At 74.3% G+C, this 15348-nt stretch carries 14 protein-coding genes; 10 read left to right on the top strand and 4 right to left on the bottom strand.

Going from position 1 to position 15348, the window contains the following annotated elements; translation table 11 throughout:
* Window positions 1–9 precede the first annotated feature (9 nt).
* Window positions 10–1518: an ABC transporter substrate-binding protein gene (locus tag ABEG18_RS23005; RefSeq protein ID WP_406855366.1), complete on the bottom strand. Its 1509-nt coding sequence runs from the start codon at window positions 1516–1518 to the stop codon at window positions 10–12.
* A gap of 228 nt (window positions 1519–1746) precedes the next feature.
* On the opposite strand from ABEG18_RS23005, the gene ABEG18_RS23000 reads away from it, so the two are divergent.
* The 3 genes from ABEG18_RS23000 to ABEG18_RS22990 all read left to right on the top strand — a co-directional run bounded on the left by ABEG18_RS23000 (window position 1747) and on the right by ABEG18_RS22990 (window position 4077).
* Entirely contained in the window at window positions 1747–2271 is a 525-nt protein-coding gene (locus ABEG18_RS23000) for a cupin domain-containing protein (protein WP_406855365.1), read from the top strand.
* Between the two features lie 32 nt (window positions 2272–2303).
* Window positions 2304–3839, top strand: a complete 1536-nt coding sequence (locus ABEG18_RS22995) for an alpha/beta hydrolase (RefSeq protein ID WP_406855364.1) — start codon at window positions 2304–2306, stop codon at window positions 3837–3839.
* Window positions 3840–3936: 97 nt separating this feature from the next.
* Window positions 3937–4077, top strand: a complete 141-nt coding sequence (locus ABEG18_RS22990; RefSeq protein ID WP_406855363.1) for a hypothetical protein — start codon at window positions 3937–3939, stop codon at window positions 4075–4077.
* A 54-nt stretch (window positions 4078–4131) separates the two neighbouring features.
* Here the strand turns inward: ABEG18_RS22990 and chlG are convergent, their stop codons facing one another.
* A complete protein-coding gene (gene chlG / locus ABEG18_RS22985) occupies window positions 4132–5019 on the bottom strand; it encodes a chlorophyll synthase ChlG (protein WP_406855362.1) in 888 nt (295 codons plus the stop codon).
* 133 nt (window positions 5020–5152) lie between these two features.
* Here chlG and ispH point away from each other — a divergent pair, with 133 nt between their 5' ends.
* The 7 genes from ispH (at window position 5153) to ABEG18_RS22950 (ending at window position 12835) form a co-directional block, all read left to right on the top strand.
* Window positions 5153–6112, top strand: a complete 960-nt coding sequence (gene ispH / locus ABEG18_RS22980; RefSeq protein WP_406855361.1) for a 4-hydroxy-3-methylbut-2-enyl diphosphate reductase — start codon at window positions 5153–5155, stop codon at window positions 6110–6112.
* Window positions 6113–6371: 259 nt separating this feature from the next.
* Window positions 6372–7352 (top strand): ATP-binding protein, encoded by a 981-nt coding sequence (locus tag ABEG18_RS22975; RefSeq protein WP_406858687.1) that lies wholly within the window; start codon window positions 6372–6374, stop codon window positions 7350–7352.
* 29 nt (window positions 7353–7381) lie between these two features.
* Entirely contained in the window at window positions 7382–9160 is a 1779-nt protein-coding gene (locus ABEG18_RS22970) for a magnesium chelatase subunit D (RefSeq protein WP_406855360.1), read from the top strand.
* Between the two features lie 17 nt (window positions 9161–9177).
* On the top strand, window positions 9178–10083 hold the full coding sequence (gene bchO, locus ABEG18_RS22965; RefSeq protein WP_406858686.1) for an alpha/beta fold hydrolase BchO: 906 nt from the start codon (window positions 9178–9180) through the stop codon (window positions 10081–10083).
* Entirely contained in the window at window positions 10073–11590 is a 1518-nt protein-coding gene (locus ABEG18_RS22960) for a phytoene desaturase (RefSeq protein WP_406855359.1), read from the top strand. Before bchO ends, ABEG18_RS22960 begins: the two co-directional genes overlap by 11 nt.
* Window positions 11571–12671, top strand: coding sequence for a phytoene/squalene synthase family protein (locus ABEG18_RS22955; protein WP_406855358.1), 1101 nt, complete (start codon window positions 11571–11573; stop codon window positions 12669–12671). Before ABEG18_RS22960 ends, ABEG18_RS22955 begins: the two co-directional genes overlap by 20 nt.
* A gap of 23 nt (window positions 12672–12694) precedes the next feature.
* A complete protein-coding gene (locus tag ABEG18_RS22950; RefSeq protein WP_406855357.1) occupies window positions 12695–12835 on the top strand; it encodes a hypothetical protein in 141 nt (46 codons plus the stop codon).
* 64 nt (window positions 12836–12899) lie between these two features.
* On the opposite strand, the gene ABEG18_RS22945 is transcribed toward ABEG18_RS22950, so the two are convergent.
* Together ABEG18_RS22945 and crtD are read right to left on the bottom strand one after the other, a co-directional pair.
* Window positions 12900–13814, bottom strand: coding sequence for a carotenoid 1,2-hydratase (locus ABEG18_RS22945; RefSeq protein WP_406855356.1), 915 nt, complete (start codon window positions 13812–13814; stop codon window positions 12900–12902).
* Window positions 13748–15313, bottom strand: a complete 1566-nt coding sequence (crtD, locus tag ABEG18_RS22940; protein WP_406855355.1) for a 1-hydroxycarotenoid 3,4-desaturase CrtD — start codon at window positions 15311–15313, stop codon at window positions 13748–13750. Before crtD ends, ABEG18_RS22945 begins: the two co-directional genes overlap by 67 nt.
* Window positions 15314–15348 lie beyond the last annotated feature (35 nt).

Raw genomic sequence — 15348 nt, 5'->3', positions numbered from 1 at the left:
CGGCCCGGCTCAGTCTTTCCAGTCCATGCGGTTGAGGAACATGCTCTCGTTCGGGGTCGGCTGCCAGACCAGCGCCTTGGCGCCGCCATAGATGATGGCGGACTGATAGAGCGGGATCAACGGCACGTCCTTGGCGACGATCTCGTGCACCTGCTTGTAGGCCGCCATCCGGTTGTCCTGGTTGAGGGTGGCGCGCGCCGCCTCCAGCAGCTTGTCGGCGACCGGATTGCGGTAGGCCGACCAGCCGCTCGACTGGTGGATCAGCGGGAACAGCACGCCGTCGGCGTCCTGGCAGGCGCAGGACCAGCGCCCGTAGCTGAGCGCCGGGGTGTTCTCCGGCCCGCTCTGCGCCCGCTTCAGGTAGGACGCCATGTCGGACATGTTGATCTTCACGTTCAGGCCGACTTCGGCGAGCATCTGCTGCACGGCCTGGACGATGCGCTGGTCGAAGACCGGCGCGGTGGAGAGCTCGATCTCCTGCTTGGCGGCCGCCCCGGCCGATTCGATGATCTGCTTGGCGGTCTTGGGATCGTAGGCGGGGGCCTCGATCGCCTCCACCCAGCCGAAATGGGCCGGCGTCAGCATCTCGGGCACCGGCTTGTCGTAGCCGCCGAGGATGCCGTCCACGAGGCCCTGCTTGTCGATCGCCATGGCGACGGCGCGGCGGATGTCGGCCTTGTCGAAGGGCGGCTTGGACGGGTTCAGCCGCAGATAGGCGACGCGCTCGGTGAGGACCGAGAGCGGCTTGGCCTTGGGCGAGTTCTTCAGCTGCGCGGCGAGGTCGCTGTCCAGGCTGACGCCCAGGTCGCTGCTGCCGGCCTGCAGGTTCGCCACCCGGGTGGAGGCGTCCGGCACGGCCCGGAACACGGCGGTCGGGAACGGCGCCTTGCGGCCCCAATAGGCGTCGTTGCGCTTGAGGGTGACGGCGACGCCGCGCTTCCACTCCTGGAAGACATAGGGGCCGCTGCCGACTGGCTTCAGGTTGAAGGCGTCCTTGCCGACGGCCTCGACCACGTGCTTGGGCACGATGGAAAGCTTCACGAGCTGGGCCAGCAGGGCCGGGTAGGCGCCGTCCGTGACCAGCTTGACGGTGTTGGGGCCGGTGGCGGCCGCGTCGACGATCTTGTTGAACTGGCCGAGCTGCGGGCTGCCGAATTTGGGATCGATGATGCGCTTGACGCTGAAGACGACGTCCTCGGCCGTGAGCTTCTGGCCGTCGTGGAACGTGACGTCGTCGCGCAGCGTGAACTCCATCTCGGTGTCGGAGACCTGCTTCCAGGCGGTGGCGATCTCCGGCGCGAGCGCGCCCTTGTCGTCGCGGGTGACCAGGTTGTCGAAGATGTTGCGGTAGACGTAGTAGCTGTCGGGGTTCCACTGCACCTGCGGGTCCAGCGAGGACGGCTCGTTCACCAGGTCCACCACGAACTGGTCGCGTCCCGCCCGGGAGGGGCCGGTCGCCGCGAGGCCGAGCGCCAGTCCGAGGGCGGCGGCGGCGAGAAGCGTCCTGGTCGTCGTCATGTCACACCGTGCAGGGTCAGCGGGGGAAGGGCGGAGCGGCCGCGGCCGCCGGACGGTCGGGACCGGGGGGCCCCGGCCGCGTCCGGCGGGATGATTGCGCCGGGGCGCACAACCCACAACCCCTTTTCGCGAGATGCCTGCGATGCCGCGGCCGCCGACGCGGTTGGCGCCGGGCGAACGACTGGACTAGGCTCGGCCCGTCCGGGGCCAGCCCCGATGGAGTTCGCCATGGCGCCGACCGACCGCCCGTCCTGCATCGTCCACTGGAGCGAGATCGAGGGACCCGACGATTCACGCTACGAAGGCGACGACGAGCTGATGGGAGTCGGCGCGCCGTTCGGCCGGCATTTCGGGCTGAAGCGGCTGGGCGTCCACCACCAGCGGCTGCCGCCGGGGCGGCGCACCTCGTTCCCCCACGCCGAGAGCGCGGAGGACGAGTTCGTCTATGTGGTCGAAGGCGAGCCGGACGTGTGGCTGGACGGCGTCCTCCACCGCCTGCGGCCGGGCGACGGCGTCGGCTTCCCGGCCGGGACGGGGCTCTCCCACAGCTTCCTCAACAACACGGACCGGGAGGTCCGCCTGATGGTGGTCGGCGATACGGCCCGGGCCGACAACAAGGTGCTCTACCCGGTGAACCCGGACCGGAAGGGCTACCGCGAGGACTGGTGGGACGACGCTCCCCCGCGCCCGCTGGGCGGCCATGACGGGCTGACCGACGCCGTGCGCGCCCGCAAGGCCGCCCCGCAGGACTGAACCGGCCCCGACGGGGTCATCGCGAGCCGCCGATGCCTCCTCGCCGCACGCCCGGACGGTTGCGCGACCTCCTCCCGGGGCTCGCGGCCCTGCTGCTGATCGGGACGTCCGTGTGGCGGCTCGAGGCCGCCCGGGACGGTGTGGCGATTGAGGCGCTGACGCTCGGCGAGACCCCGGTCACGGTGTTCCGGCCGGCGGAGCCGACGCCGGGGCCGGCCGTCGTCATCGCGCATGGCTTCGCCGGGTCGCAGCAGCTGATGCAGTCCTTCGCGCTGACCTTCGCGCGCAACGGCTATGTGGCGGTCACCTTCGACTTCCCCGGCCATGGCCGCCATCCCCGTCCCATGGCGGGCGCCGGCGGCGAGAGCGGCTCAGCCGGCCTGGAGGCAGAGTTGGACCGGGTCGCCCCTGTCGCCCGGGGGCTGGGCGACGGCCGGCTGGCCCTGCTCGGCCACTCCATGGCGTCCGACATCGTCGTGCGCAGCGGCGGCGCCACGCCGGGGGTGGGCGCGGTGGTGGCCGTCTCGATGTTCTCGCGGTCGGTGACGCCCGAGAGCCCGCCCAACCTGCTCGTGATGGCCGGGCAGTGGGAGGGTCCGCTCCGCGGCGAGGCGCTGCGGGTGGTGGGGCAGGTCGTGGGGCCCGAACGGGCGCGCGAACGCGAGACGGTCGGGGATTTCGCCGCCGGGACGGCGCGCCGCGCCGTCATCATCCCGCATGTGGAGCATATCGGGGCGCTCTATGCGGTCGACGGTCTGCGCGAGGCGCTGGCCTGGCTCGACCAGGCCTTCGGTCGCCAGCGCGCGGGGCCGCCGCGCCTGGAGTCGCGCGGGCCGTGGATCCTGCTGCTGCTGGCCGGCGCGGTGCTGCTGGGCAAGACCGTGGCGGGGCTGCTGCCCGTCGTCTCGCCGCAGCCGGCCGGGACGGGCCTGAGGGGGCGCGAGCTGTGGCTGCTGGCGGTCCCGATGCTGCTCACGCCGCTGGCGCTGCGCGTCATTCCGACGCATGTCCTGCCGGTGCTGGTCGGCGACTACCTGGCGGCGCATTTCGCCGCCTATGGGGCGGTGACGGCCGCCTGCATCCTGGCGGTCCGCCGACGCCGCCCTGCGGGGCCGGCCGGGCCCGTCTCCCTGGCGGCCCTGGCGACGGGCGTCGCCGCGCTCTCGCTCTATGCGGCGGCGGCCCTTTTCTGGCCGCTGGACCGCTACGCCACGTCCTTCGCGCTCGGCCCCTCCCGGATCGTGCTCGTGCTGGCCATGCTGGCCGGAACGCTGTCCTTCAGCCTCGCCAACGAATGGCTCACCCGCGGCCCCGGGGCGTCGCGTTTGGCCTATCCGCTCTCCCAGGCGGCGTTCCTGGCGTCGCTTGCGCTGGCGGTCGGGCTGGATTTCCACCGGCTGTTCTTCCTGGTCATCATCGTGCCCGTGATGGCGCCGGTCCTGATGGCGTTCGGTCTCTTGAGCCGCTGGACCTATGACCGCACCGGATCGCCGCTGGTCGCCGGCGCGGTGAGCGGGCTCGCCTTCGCGTGGGCGATCGGCGTGACTTTCCCGCTGCTGGCCGCGTGAGCGAGCGCCGAGGGCGCGCTGCAGGGCGCCGCCCGGCGGCCCGGGAACAACCGCCATCCGGAGCCGTTGGTCGCCATCACCGAATGGAGACCCGAACATGATGGATTACATGGGATTCGTGCTGTTTCTCTGGATCGTCGGCGGCGCGTCCGTCGGCATGTTCATCATCGACCGCGTGGCGGACCGCACCAACACGTCGCGCGTCCCGGCCGGGCGGCCGATCGAGGCGCGCGCCTGACCCGCGCTGGATGACGGATGCTCCGGGGCCGGCGTTCGCGTCGGTCCCGGCGCCTCAGGCCGGACCCGCAGGGCTCACCGCGAGCGCGGAGGCCAGCATGCCCAGCACGAAGAGCGGCACGCCGAAGCCGCTGTACCAGACCGCATGCCGGGTCGGATCGCGCAGGAAGCGCGCCATCAGGACGAATTGAAACAGCAGCAGGGCCGTCACGACCGCGGCGGCGAGGGGGCGTCCCCAGGACGCCAGCAGGGCGACGACCACGACCTGCGGCGCCGCCATCGCCAGGCACGCCGTCTCGGCGGCGCGGCGCGGACCCAGCGTCACCGGCAGCGAGCGGACGCCCATGAGGCTGTCGCCCTTCACGGACTTGAAGTCGTTCAGCGTCATGATCCCATGCGCGCCGGCGCTGTAGAGCGCGGCCAGGATGAGCGACGGCGCGGGCGGCAGCGTCCCGCCCAGCATGGCGGCCGCGCCCGTCACCCAGGCGAGCCCCTCATAGCAGAGCCCGCAGGCCGCGGCCCCGAGCCAGCCGTTCTGCTTCAGCCGGAAGGGCGGGGCGCTGTAGGCCCAGGCCAGCGCCAGGCCGGCCAGGGCGGCGATGAACACCCAGCGCCCGAGCGTCGCCGCCACGGCGAGCGACAGGACCGTCCAGGCGACGGCGATGCCGAGGCCCCAGGCGCCCGGGATGCGGCCCGACGGGATCGGCCGGTGAGGCTCGTTGATGGCGTCGACCTCGCGGTCGTACCAGTCGTTCACGGCCTGGCTGGTGGCGCAGACGAGCGGTCCCGCGAGCAGCACGCCGGCGAGCGCGACGGGCCAGTGCTCCCGCAGGGAAACGCCCGACGAGACCACGCCGCAGCCGAACGCCCACATGGGCGGAAACCAGGTGATCGGCTTCAGGAGTTCGAGCACGGCGCCCGGCGCCGGCGCTGCGGCCTGCATGACTTCATCTCCGGCGGCGGGACGGCGTCCACGCCGCCTTCCGAGCCCGGCCTATCTGGCCACAGGCGGGCGGGTCCGTCCAGAGTGTAAATTGTGCATGACACTTTGGACGTAAACTTCTATTGTCATTCGCATGAGCGACCCCCGCCCTCTCACGGTTGTCCTGGCCACGCCGCGCGGCTTCTGCGCGGGGGTCGTGAGGGCGGTCGACATCGTCGAGCAGGCGTTGAGGCTGTACGGCCCCCCGGTCTATGTCCGGCACGAGATCGTCCACAACCACCATGTGGTGGAGGCGCTGCGCAGCCGCGGTGCGGTGTTCGTGGACGAGCTGGACCAGGCGCCCGAGGGCGCGCTGGTGGTCTTCTCCGCCCATGGGGTTTCGCCCGACGTCGAGCGCGCCGCGCAGGCCCGCGGCATGGACGTGCTGGACGCCACATGTCCGCTGGTGCAGCGCGTGCATCGCGAGGGGCGGCGCTATGTCGAGGCCGGCTTCGAGGTGATCCTGATCGGCCATGAGGGCCACGCCGAGGTGGAGGGCACCAAGGGGCAGGTCGGCGGCGGGCTGCGGGTGGTGTCGTCGGCCGAGCAGGTGCGGGCGCTCGAGGCGCGGGACCCGTCCAGGCTCGCCTACATCACCCAGACGACGCTGAGCGTCTTCGACACGCGCGACGTCATCGCGGCGCTGAAGGCCCGCTTCCCGGCGATCGTCGGGCCCGACACCCGCGACATCTGCTACGCCACCCAGAACCGCCAGAAGGCCGTGCTCGACATGGCCGGCCAGGTCGACCTCGTCCTCGTGCTGGGCTCGGCCAACAGCTCCAACTCCAACCGGCTGCGCGAAATGGGCCTCTCCATCGGGGTCCCGGCGCATCTCATCGAGTCCGGCGCCCGCATTCGGCCCGAATGGCTCGACGGCGTCGACCGGGTCGGCCTCACCGCCGGCGCGTCCGCTCCCGAGACTTTGGTGCGCGACGCCATCGAGGCGCTGAGGGCCTGGCGGCCCGTCGTCGTGCAGGCGCTGCCGGGCGTCGAGGAGACGGTCCAGTTCCGCCTGCCGCAGCGCCTTCAGGACGACGCCAGGCGGAGGGCGTGATCGATGCGGCGCGGCGGCGGGCACATCGCACCATGGGGACGCTGACGTGATGGAGTGGGCTCACCTCGACGGCCTCGACGGCGCCGGCGCCGACGATCCCGGCCTCGCCGAAACCGCCCGGCCTGCGCCGGCCGGGCGCGCCGAGGCGGTCCGGCCGGCCCGGGCCAAGGCGGCGCGGCCGTCCCCCGCGGCGCAGGCGGCGGGCTCGGCCGTCCGACGCCCCGCCTACCCGTTCTCGGCGCTGGTCGGCCAGGACGACATGAAGCTCGCCTTGCTGGCCGCGGCGGTCGACCCGACCATCGGCGGGGTCCTGGCGCTGGGCGACCGGGGCACCGGCAAGTCCACCGCCATCCGCTCCCTGGCGGCGCTGCTGCCGGAGCGGCGCGTCGTGCGCGGTTGCCCCTACGGGTGCGGACCGTCCGACGCGGCCGCCTCCTGCCCGCATTGCGCCGGCCAGCCGGCGGCGCTGCGCAAGGCGGACCGGGCGCCCGTGCCGGTCGTCGAGCTGCCGCTCGGCGCCACCGAGGACCGCATCGTCGGCGCGCTCGACCTGGAGCGGGCGCTGAGCTTCGGCGAGAAGGTGTTCCAGCCCGGCCTGCTGGCCCGGGCCAATCGCGGCTTCCTGTATGTGGACGAGGTCAACCTGCTGGACGACCATCTGGTCGACCTGCTGATCGACGTCGCCGCCTCGGGCGAGAACCTCGTCGAGCGCGAGGGTCTGAGCGTCCGGCATCCGGCGCGGTTCGTGCTCGTGGGCAGCGGCAATCCGGAGGAGGGGGACCTTCGGCCCCAGCTCCTCGACCGCTTCGGGCTCGCCGTGGAGGTCCGCACCCCGACCGGGCTGGCCGAGCGCGTCGAGGTGGTGCGCCGCCGCGACGCCTTCGACCGCGATCCGCACGGCTTCGCGCAGGCCTGGAGCCGGCGGGACGCCGCGGTGCGTCGGCGGGTGGTGCGCGCCCGCGCGGCGCTCGGGGAGGTCGAGACGCCGCTGGCCGCCCTGGAGCAGGCGGCGCGGCTGTGCCTGCGCGTCGGTACGGACGGACTGCGCGGCGAGCTGACGCTGATCCGGGCGGCCCGCGCCCTGGCGAGCCTCGATGGCGAGGCTCGGATCATGGACGCGCATCTGCGGCGCGTCGCCCCCTTGGCGCTGGCGCACCGGCTGCGCCGCAATCCCCTGGACGACGCCCGCTCCGCCGTGCGGGTGGAGCAGGCGGTCCTCGAGGTCCTGGGCCCGCCATGACAGCCCTCCCGCCCGAGGATCCGGCCGCCATGGCCCCCGCCGGGGACGCTCAAGCCGCGGACGCGGCGCTGGCGGCGGCCCTGATCGCGGTCGATCCCCGGGGCGTCGGCGGCGCGGTGCTGCGCTCCGGCCACGGACCCCATCGCGACGCCTGGGTGGCGGGATTGCGTGCGCTCCTGCCGGAGGACGCCCCTTTCGTGCGCGTCCCGGGATCAGCCTCCGACGACCGCCTGTTCGGCGGGCTCGACGTCGCCGCCACGCTGGCGGCCGGTCGCCCCGTCGCGCAGGCCGGGCTGCTTCGCGCCGCGGCCGGCGGCGTGCTGGCCCTGGCGATGGCCGAGCGGCTGGCCGGGGGGCGCGCCGCCCGTCTCGGCGCGGCGCTGGAGCAGGACCGCGGCGCGCCGGCGCCGGTCGCCCTGCTGGCCTTCGACGAGGGCGTCGGGCCGGACGAAGCCGCGCCCGAGGCGCTGCGCGAGAGGCTCGGCGTCGTGCTGGCCCTCGACGAGGCCGGCGGCGCCGACATGGGCTGGAGCCGGAACGACGTCGCCGACGCCAAAGCGCGGCTGTGCGGGGTGCAGATGGAGACCGCGGCGGCCGAGACGCTGTGCGCGGCCGCAGACGCCCTCGGCGTCGCGTCGCTGCGGGCGACCCTGCTGGCCGTCGCGGCCGCGCGGGCTTGCGCCGCGCTTCGGGGAAGCGTGGCCGTCGAGGAGCCCGATCTCGCCGCCGCCATCCGGCTCGTGCTCGCGCCCCGCGCCACCCGCTGGCCGGCGACGCCCGACGATCCGGGCGAGCCGGAGGCCGCCCCTGATCCGGCTGAAACCGCCGAAACGCCCGAAACCGCCGAAGCGTCGGCCGCCGACCCGGGCGCCGGCGCGCCCGACGACGATGCTCGCGACGACGACGCTCCCGGACCGCAGGCGCAGGCGGAGCGGCTGGTCGCCGCCGCCAAGGCGCGCCTGCCGGATCGGCTGCTGGCCGAGCTCGGCGGCGCCATGCTGCGCCGGGACGCGCAGGCCGGTCGGGCCGGCGCCCCGGTGACGATGCGCGGGCGAGGCCGCCCGGCGGGATCGCGGCCGGGCGCGCCGCAGGGCGGCGACCGCCTGGACCTGATCGCCACCGTGCGGGCGGCGCTGGGCTGGCAGAGGCTGCGGCGCGAGGCGCTGCCGGCCGGTCGCGCCGCCTCCGCGCCGCGCGTGCTGATCCGCCGCGACGACCTCAGGGTGGTGAGGACCGAGGCGAAATCGGCCAGCCTCATCGTCTTCGCGGTGGACGCGTCGGGATCCCAGGCGCTGCATCGGCTGGGCGAGGCGAAGGGGGCCATCGAGCTTCTGCTGGGCGACTGCTACGCCCGCCGCGACGAGGTCGCGCTGGTCGCCTTCCGGGGCCGGGAGGCCGAAATCGTGCTGCCGGCGACGCGCTCGCTGGCGCGGGCGCGGCGCGGCCTCGCCGGCCTTCCGGGCGGGGGCGGCACGCCGCTGGCCGCCGGCATCGACGCCGCCGCTGCGGTCGCGGACGCGGCCCGCCGCAAGGGCCGCTCGCCGATCGTCGTGATGCTGACCGACGGGCGCGCCAATGTGGCCCGCGACGGGACCGGGGGTCGCCCGCAGGCCGCCGCCGACGCGCTCGACGCCGCCCTCCGGCTGCGGGCGGCGCGGCTCTCGGCGCTGCTGATCGACACCTCGCCGCAGCCGCAAAGGGAAGCGCGCGCCCTGGCCGCCGCCATGGCGGCGCGGTATCTCCCCCTGCCCCACGCCGACGCCGCGACTTTGTCGCGCGCCGTCCGTGCGGCCGCCCCGCCAAACTGATGGGGTACGCCGTGGCCATCGACCCCGACAGACCCGATTGGGAGAGGGACGGACGCGACTGGCCGAACCGCGAGGCGAGCCGCTTCGTGCGGGCCGGCGGCCTGCGCTGGCACGTCCAGGTGATGGGCGAGGGCCCGCCGCTGCTGCTGCTGCACGGCACCGGCGCGGCGACGCATTCCTGGCGCAGCCTTGCGCCCCTGCTGGCGGAGCGGTTCACCGTGGTGGCGCCGGACCTGCCGGGCCATGGCTTCACCAGCCCGTTTCCGCGCGGCCGCCCCTCCCTGACCGGGATGGCGCGCGCGGTCGCCGACCTCCTGGCGGAGCTGGAGCTGGCGCCCCAGGTGGCGGTCGGCCACTCGGCCGGGGCGGCCATCGAGATCCGGATGACGCTCGACGGGGCGATCGCGCCCGCGCTCCTGGTCGGGCTCAACGGCGCGCTGCTGCCCTTCGGGGGCATCGCCGGGCAGCTCTTCCCGCCCATGGCGAAGGTGCTGTTCCTCAACCCGCTCGCGCCGCGGCTGTTCTCCTGGGCGGCCGACCGCGGCCAGGTCGAGCGCCTGCTGCGCAACACCGGCTCGAAGATCGACGAGCGCGGGCTGGAGCTCTATGGCCGCCTCTTCCGCACGCCCGGGCATGTCGCCGGCGCGCTCGGCATGATGGCGAACTGGGACCTGGAGTCCTTCGAGCGGGATCTCGGGAGGCTCGCCACCCCGACGCTGCTGCTGGTGGGAGGGAACGACCAGGCCGTGCTGCCGGACGTCTCGTTCCAGGTGCGCGACCGGCTGGCGGACTCGACCGTGAAGGTGCTGCGCGGGCTCGGCCATCTGGCCCATGAGGAGGACCCGGCCCAGGTCGCCGCCCTCATCCTGGAGCGCGCGGCGGGCCTGGCGCCGCCGACCCTGGACGACGACCATGCAGCATGAGGCGCCGCCGCGGTCCTTCGCCCGCCAGCCGCATGCGGTGGTGATCGGCAGCGGCTTCGGCGGCCTCGCGGCGGCCGTGCGGCTCGGCGCGAGGGGCTACCGGGTCACCGTGCTGGAGCAGCTGGACGTCCCCGGCGGCCGGGCCCGGGTGCATCGCCAGGACGGGTTCGTGTTCGACGCGGGCCCCACCATCATCACCGCGCCGTTCCTGCTGGAGGAGCTTTGGGCGCTGTGCGGCCGCCGGCTCGCCGACGACGTCGCCCTCGTGCCGATGGACCCGTTCTACCGCATCCGGTTCCAGGACGGCTCGGAGTTCACCTATAACGGCGACGCCGAGGCCATGCGCCGGGAGGTGGCGCGCTTCTCCCCCGGCGACGTCGAGGGCTACGAGCGCTTCATGCGCGACAGCGAGGCGATCTACCGCGTCGGCTTCGAGCAGCTCGGCGACGCGGCCTTCGACAGCCCGATGGACATGCTGCGCGTCGCCCCGGACCTGCTGCGGCTGGGCGGGCTGAGGACCGTCCACGCGGCGGTCTCGCGGCGGATCAAGGACGAGCGCCTGCGCGCCGTGTTCGGCTACCACCCGCTGCTGATCGGCGGCAGCCCGTTCCGGGCCAGCGCGATCTATTGCCTGATCGCCTATCTGGAGCGGCGCTGGGGCGTGCATTTCGCCATGGGCGGCACGGGCCGGCTGGTGGACGGCCTCGTGGGGCTCATCCAGGGCCAGGGCGGAACGGTGCGCTGCGGCGCGCGGGCGGTAAAGATCGACGTGGTCGATGGCGCCGCCGCCGGCGTGCGGCTGGAGGACGGCGAGAGGCTGGCGGCCGACATCGTGGTGTCCAACGCCGATTCGGCCTGGACCTACTCCAAATTGCTGCCGCCCGAGGCGCGCCGCCGCTGGACGGACCGCCGCATCGAGAAGGCGGCCTACTCGATGGGCCTCTTCGTCTGGTATTTCGGCGTGCGCCGCCGCTACGAGGACGTCGCGCACCACACCATCCTGATGGGGCCGCGCTATCGCGGGCTGCTGGACGACGTCTTCCGGTCGAAGACCCTGGCGGAGGATTTCAGCCTCTATCTGCACCGGCCGACGGCCACCGACCCGAGCCTCGCGCCGCCCGGCTGCGACGCCTTCTACGTGCTCTCGCCGGTCCCCAACCTGAAGGGCGGGCAGGACTGGCCGCGCTGCGCCGAGGCCTACAGGCAGGCGATCGCGCGCTCCCTCTCCGAGACGCTGCTGCCCGGCCTGGAGGCCGAGATCGTCACCTCCCGGGTGACCACCCCGGCCGATTTCGCGGCCGACTTCTCCTCCCTGCACGGGGCGGGCTTCGGCCTGGAGCCGATCCTCAGCCAGAGCGCGTGGTTTCGCCCGCACAACCGCAGCGAGGACGTCCGCAACCTGTTCCTGGTCGGCGCCGGCACCCATCCGGGCGCCGGCCTGCCCGGCGTCCTCTCGTCCGCACGCGTCCTCGACAAGGTGGCCCCCGATGCGTCCGTCTTCGCCTGAACGGCCCGCCGGCTTCGATCCCGCCGGCTTCGATCCTGAGGATCTGGCGGCCTGCCGGGAGGCGATCCGCGTCGGCTCGCGCAGCTTCTATGCGGCGTCCCTGCTGCTGCCGGAGCGGGTGCGGGCCTCGGCCTACGGGCTCTACGCCTTCTGCCGCCTCTCCGACGACGCGGTCGACCTCGACCGGGGCGGCGCGGAGGCCATCGCGCGGCTCGGCCGCCGGCTCGACCTCGTCTATGCGGGGCGGCCGCAGGATGCGCCGGCCGACCGCATGCTGGCCGAGGTCGTCGCCCGCCATCGGGTCCCGCGCGAGCTGCCGGAGGCCCTCGTGGAGGGGCTCGCGTGGGACGCCGAGGGTCGCCGCTTCGACGAGGCCTCCGAGCTCAGGGCCTATGCGGTTCGGGTGGCGGGGTCGGTCGGGGCCATGATGGCGCTGCTGATGGGCGTGCGCACGACCGACGCGCTGGCGCGGGCCTGCGACCTCGGGGTGGCGATGCAGTTCACCAACATCGTCCGCGACGTCGGCGAGGACGCGCGCAACGGACGGCTCTACCTGCCCGGGGCCTGGATGCGGGAGGAAGGGCTCGACCCGGCCGCGTGGCTCGCCAACCCGGTCCTGGACGAGCGGCTGCGGCGCGTGCTGCGGCGCATGCTGGGCGCCGCCGACCTGCTCTACGCCCGGGCGGAGGCCGGGATCGGGCTGCTGCCGCTCGATTGCCGGCCGGCCATCCACGCCGCCGCCCGGATCTACGCCGCCATCGGTCGGGACGCCGAAGCGGCGGATCTCGACGTGCTCGGCCGCCGCGCCAGGGTGTCGGGGCGCCGCAAGGGCGTCCTGCTTGGGCGATCCCTGCTGGAGACGGCGCGCGGGGCGGGCCGCTGGAGCCCGCCGCCGGCCTGCGCCGTGCCGCCGCTGGAGGAGGCCGCCTTCCTGATCCGCGCCGTGGACGCCATGGGGCCCGACCCGTCGCGCAGCCCGGCCGAGCATGGCCGGCCCGTCTGGTACGATCTTGCGGGGCGGACCGCGCGGGTGATCGAGACCTTCGAGCGCCTGGGCCGCCAGGAGCAGTTCGGCGGCTGAGGCGGCCGCCCCGGAGCGTGGTCATGGATGGAGGGATGCTGGGGCTGATCGAGATGGCGCTGGTGCTGGGCCTGACGCTCGGGCTCGGCGTCTGGCAGCTCGTCTCCGTGCGCCGGGCCATGCGCGATCCGCCGAAGCGCGACCGGGACGACCCGGGCGCCTAGGGAATGCTGGGCGTCGCATGCTTCGGCGCGAAGAGCCGGATGCCGCCTGTTTTCGCAGCACGCTTTAGATTTCGGCGAAGGACGGGCCGCGCCCCAGGGCGCGCGGCATCCGGAAGGGGAGCATCGCCTTCACGACGGGGCTCCTGAAGCGGTCGAGGCTGAGCGTCTCGTGCATCATGATGGCCTCTTCGCCCAGCAGCGAGGCGGCGACCTGCGACCTTGCGTAGAAGGGCGCGTCCTCGCAGCGGCGCGTCACCCGGGCCGCGCCGTCGGAGCGCGTCTCCTGCGGCATGAGCCAGCGCGTCGTGGGCAGCCGGCGCACCGGCGGCGGCTCGACGGGGTCGATCGAGCCGTCCGGGCGGAAGCGCAGCGCCAACCCGTGGCGCCCGCCGTCGCGCTCGACCACGTCGTAGAGCACGGCCGCGTCGCGGCGCAGGGCGGCGCGGGCCCAGGTCCAGCGGGTGAAGCCCTCCTCGAGCGGCTCGCGGCCGGCGTTGCAGTCCAGATAGGCCGAGCCGCTCCAGGACAGGGCCGGGCTGTCCAGCCGGACCTCGACCGCGGCGCGCGGCGCGATGGGCCGCCAGACATGGCGGCCGCGCCGATCCAGCACGAAACCGCGCGTGTTGACGGCTTCGGGCCGGATCACGACCTGGCCGCGGATGCGCGAGGGCAGGGGCGCGGCGACCTCCTCGATCCGGAAGGTGAGGGCGCCGCCGCTCCAGGCGAGCGAACTCGGCCCGATGACGAAGACGTCGCGGCTGCGCCGCACCGCCTCGCGCCGCCGCTCGGTCATGGCCCAGCGCCCTCCCGGGCCGTAGAGGGCGACGTTGAGGGCGCAGTGGTCGAGCGGATCGCGCCGCCCGGACCAGGCGTAATAGGGCGAGAAGACGCTGCCCACGAAGGCGATCAGGGTCAGCGCGTGCCGGCCGTCATGGCTGACGCCGTCGACGTACCACCAGGCGTAGCCGCCCGGCTCCACAGGCGCATCGAAGCCCGGTCCGCCATCAGGGCCTGGGCGGCGAGCCTCCCGGACATCGCCGCCATCGGCAGCCCCGGGCCAGGATGGACGCTGCCCCCGGCCAGGTAGAGCCCGGGAATCGGGCTGCGCGAGGCCGGCCGGCGGAAAGACGCCATCCAGCCGTGCGAGGCCTCCCCGTACAGGGCTCCGCCCGCCCCCGGGTAGCGGGCCGCGAAATCGCTCGGCGTCGTCGCCAGCGACGCGCCCGCGCTGCGGCGGATCGTGAGGCCAGAAGCCGCCAGCCGCGTCAAAACCCGTTCCTCGCATGCGTCGACCTCCCAGGATGCGGCGTCGCGGACGTCGCCCGCCGGGGGCGCGTTGACGAGGCAGAGCAGGCGCTCGGGACCGCGCGGCGCGCCGTCGTCGACGGCTCCGCGGTCCTGAGCGCAGACATAGACGGTGGGATCCGCGGGGGTGCGGCCCCCGGCCAGGTCCCGGAATTCGCGCGGCGAGTCGCCGGAGAAGAAGACCGTGTGGCGCGACAGCGGGAAGCCGGCGGTCTCCGCCGCCATCAGCCAGGTGACGGCCGACAGCGAGCGCCGGGCGGGCCGGGCGGGCCCCGCGCCGCGCCGCGCCGCGAGGCCCAGCAGGCCGGCCCCGAGCGCGGCGGCGTCGCCGTTGAAGACCACGGCGTCCGCCTCGATCCGCTCGCCCGAGGCGAGCCGGACGCCGCCGGCCGCGCCGCGCGCGACCAGGATCTCGTCGACATGCTCGCCATAGCGGAACCGCGCGCCGGAGCTCGCCGCCAGCGTCGCGAGCGCGTGGGCGATGCGCTCCATCCCGCCCTCCACCGTGTAGACGCCGGCCTGTTCGACATGCGCGACCAGCATCAGGGTGGCGGGGGCGCTGAACGGAGAGGAGCCGCAATAGGTGGCGTAGCGCCCGAAGAGCTGGCGCAGGCGCGGATCCCTGAAATGATCCCCCAGCGCGCTCCAGAGCGAGCGGAACGGGGTGATGCGCCACAGATCGCCCAGCCGGGTCGGGCCGACGCGGCGCACGAGTTCGGGCAGCGATGGCCGCTGCGCCGCAATGAAGGCGGGCGCCAGCGTCTCGTAGACGCTGCGGGCCCGGGCGCAGAAGCGGCGATAGCCGTCCGCCTCGGCGGGGCCGGCGAAGGCCGCGATGGCCCCGGCGGCGGCGTCGGGGTTCGCCAGAAGGTCCAGCCGCTCGCCCGGCCCCCAGGCGTGGCGGGCCAGGACGGCGGCGGGCTTGAGCGTCAGCCAGTCCGCCAGCGTCGCGCCGGCCTCGGCGAAAATGGCCTCGAACACCCACGGCATGGTGAATACGGTGGGACCGGCGTCGACCGCGAGGCCGGCCACGGCTCCGGCGCGAAGCTTGCCGCCCGGGCCGGCGGCCCGCTCCACGACCGTGACGTCGAAGCCGCCATGCGCGAGCAGGAGCGCGGAGGCGAGACCGCCCACCCCCGCTCCCACCACCACCACGCGTTGCTGCGTCCGCATCAGGCGAGACTCCGACGAAAGCCGATCGTCGGCCC

Source organism: Alsobacter sp. KACC 23698 (assembly GCF_045348435.1).
GTDB lineage: Bacteria > Pseudomonadota > Alphaproteobacteria > Rhizobiales > Beijerinckiaceae > Alsobacter.
This window is presented reverse-complemented; position numbering and strand designations above follow the sequence as displayed.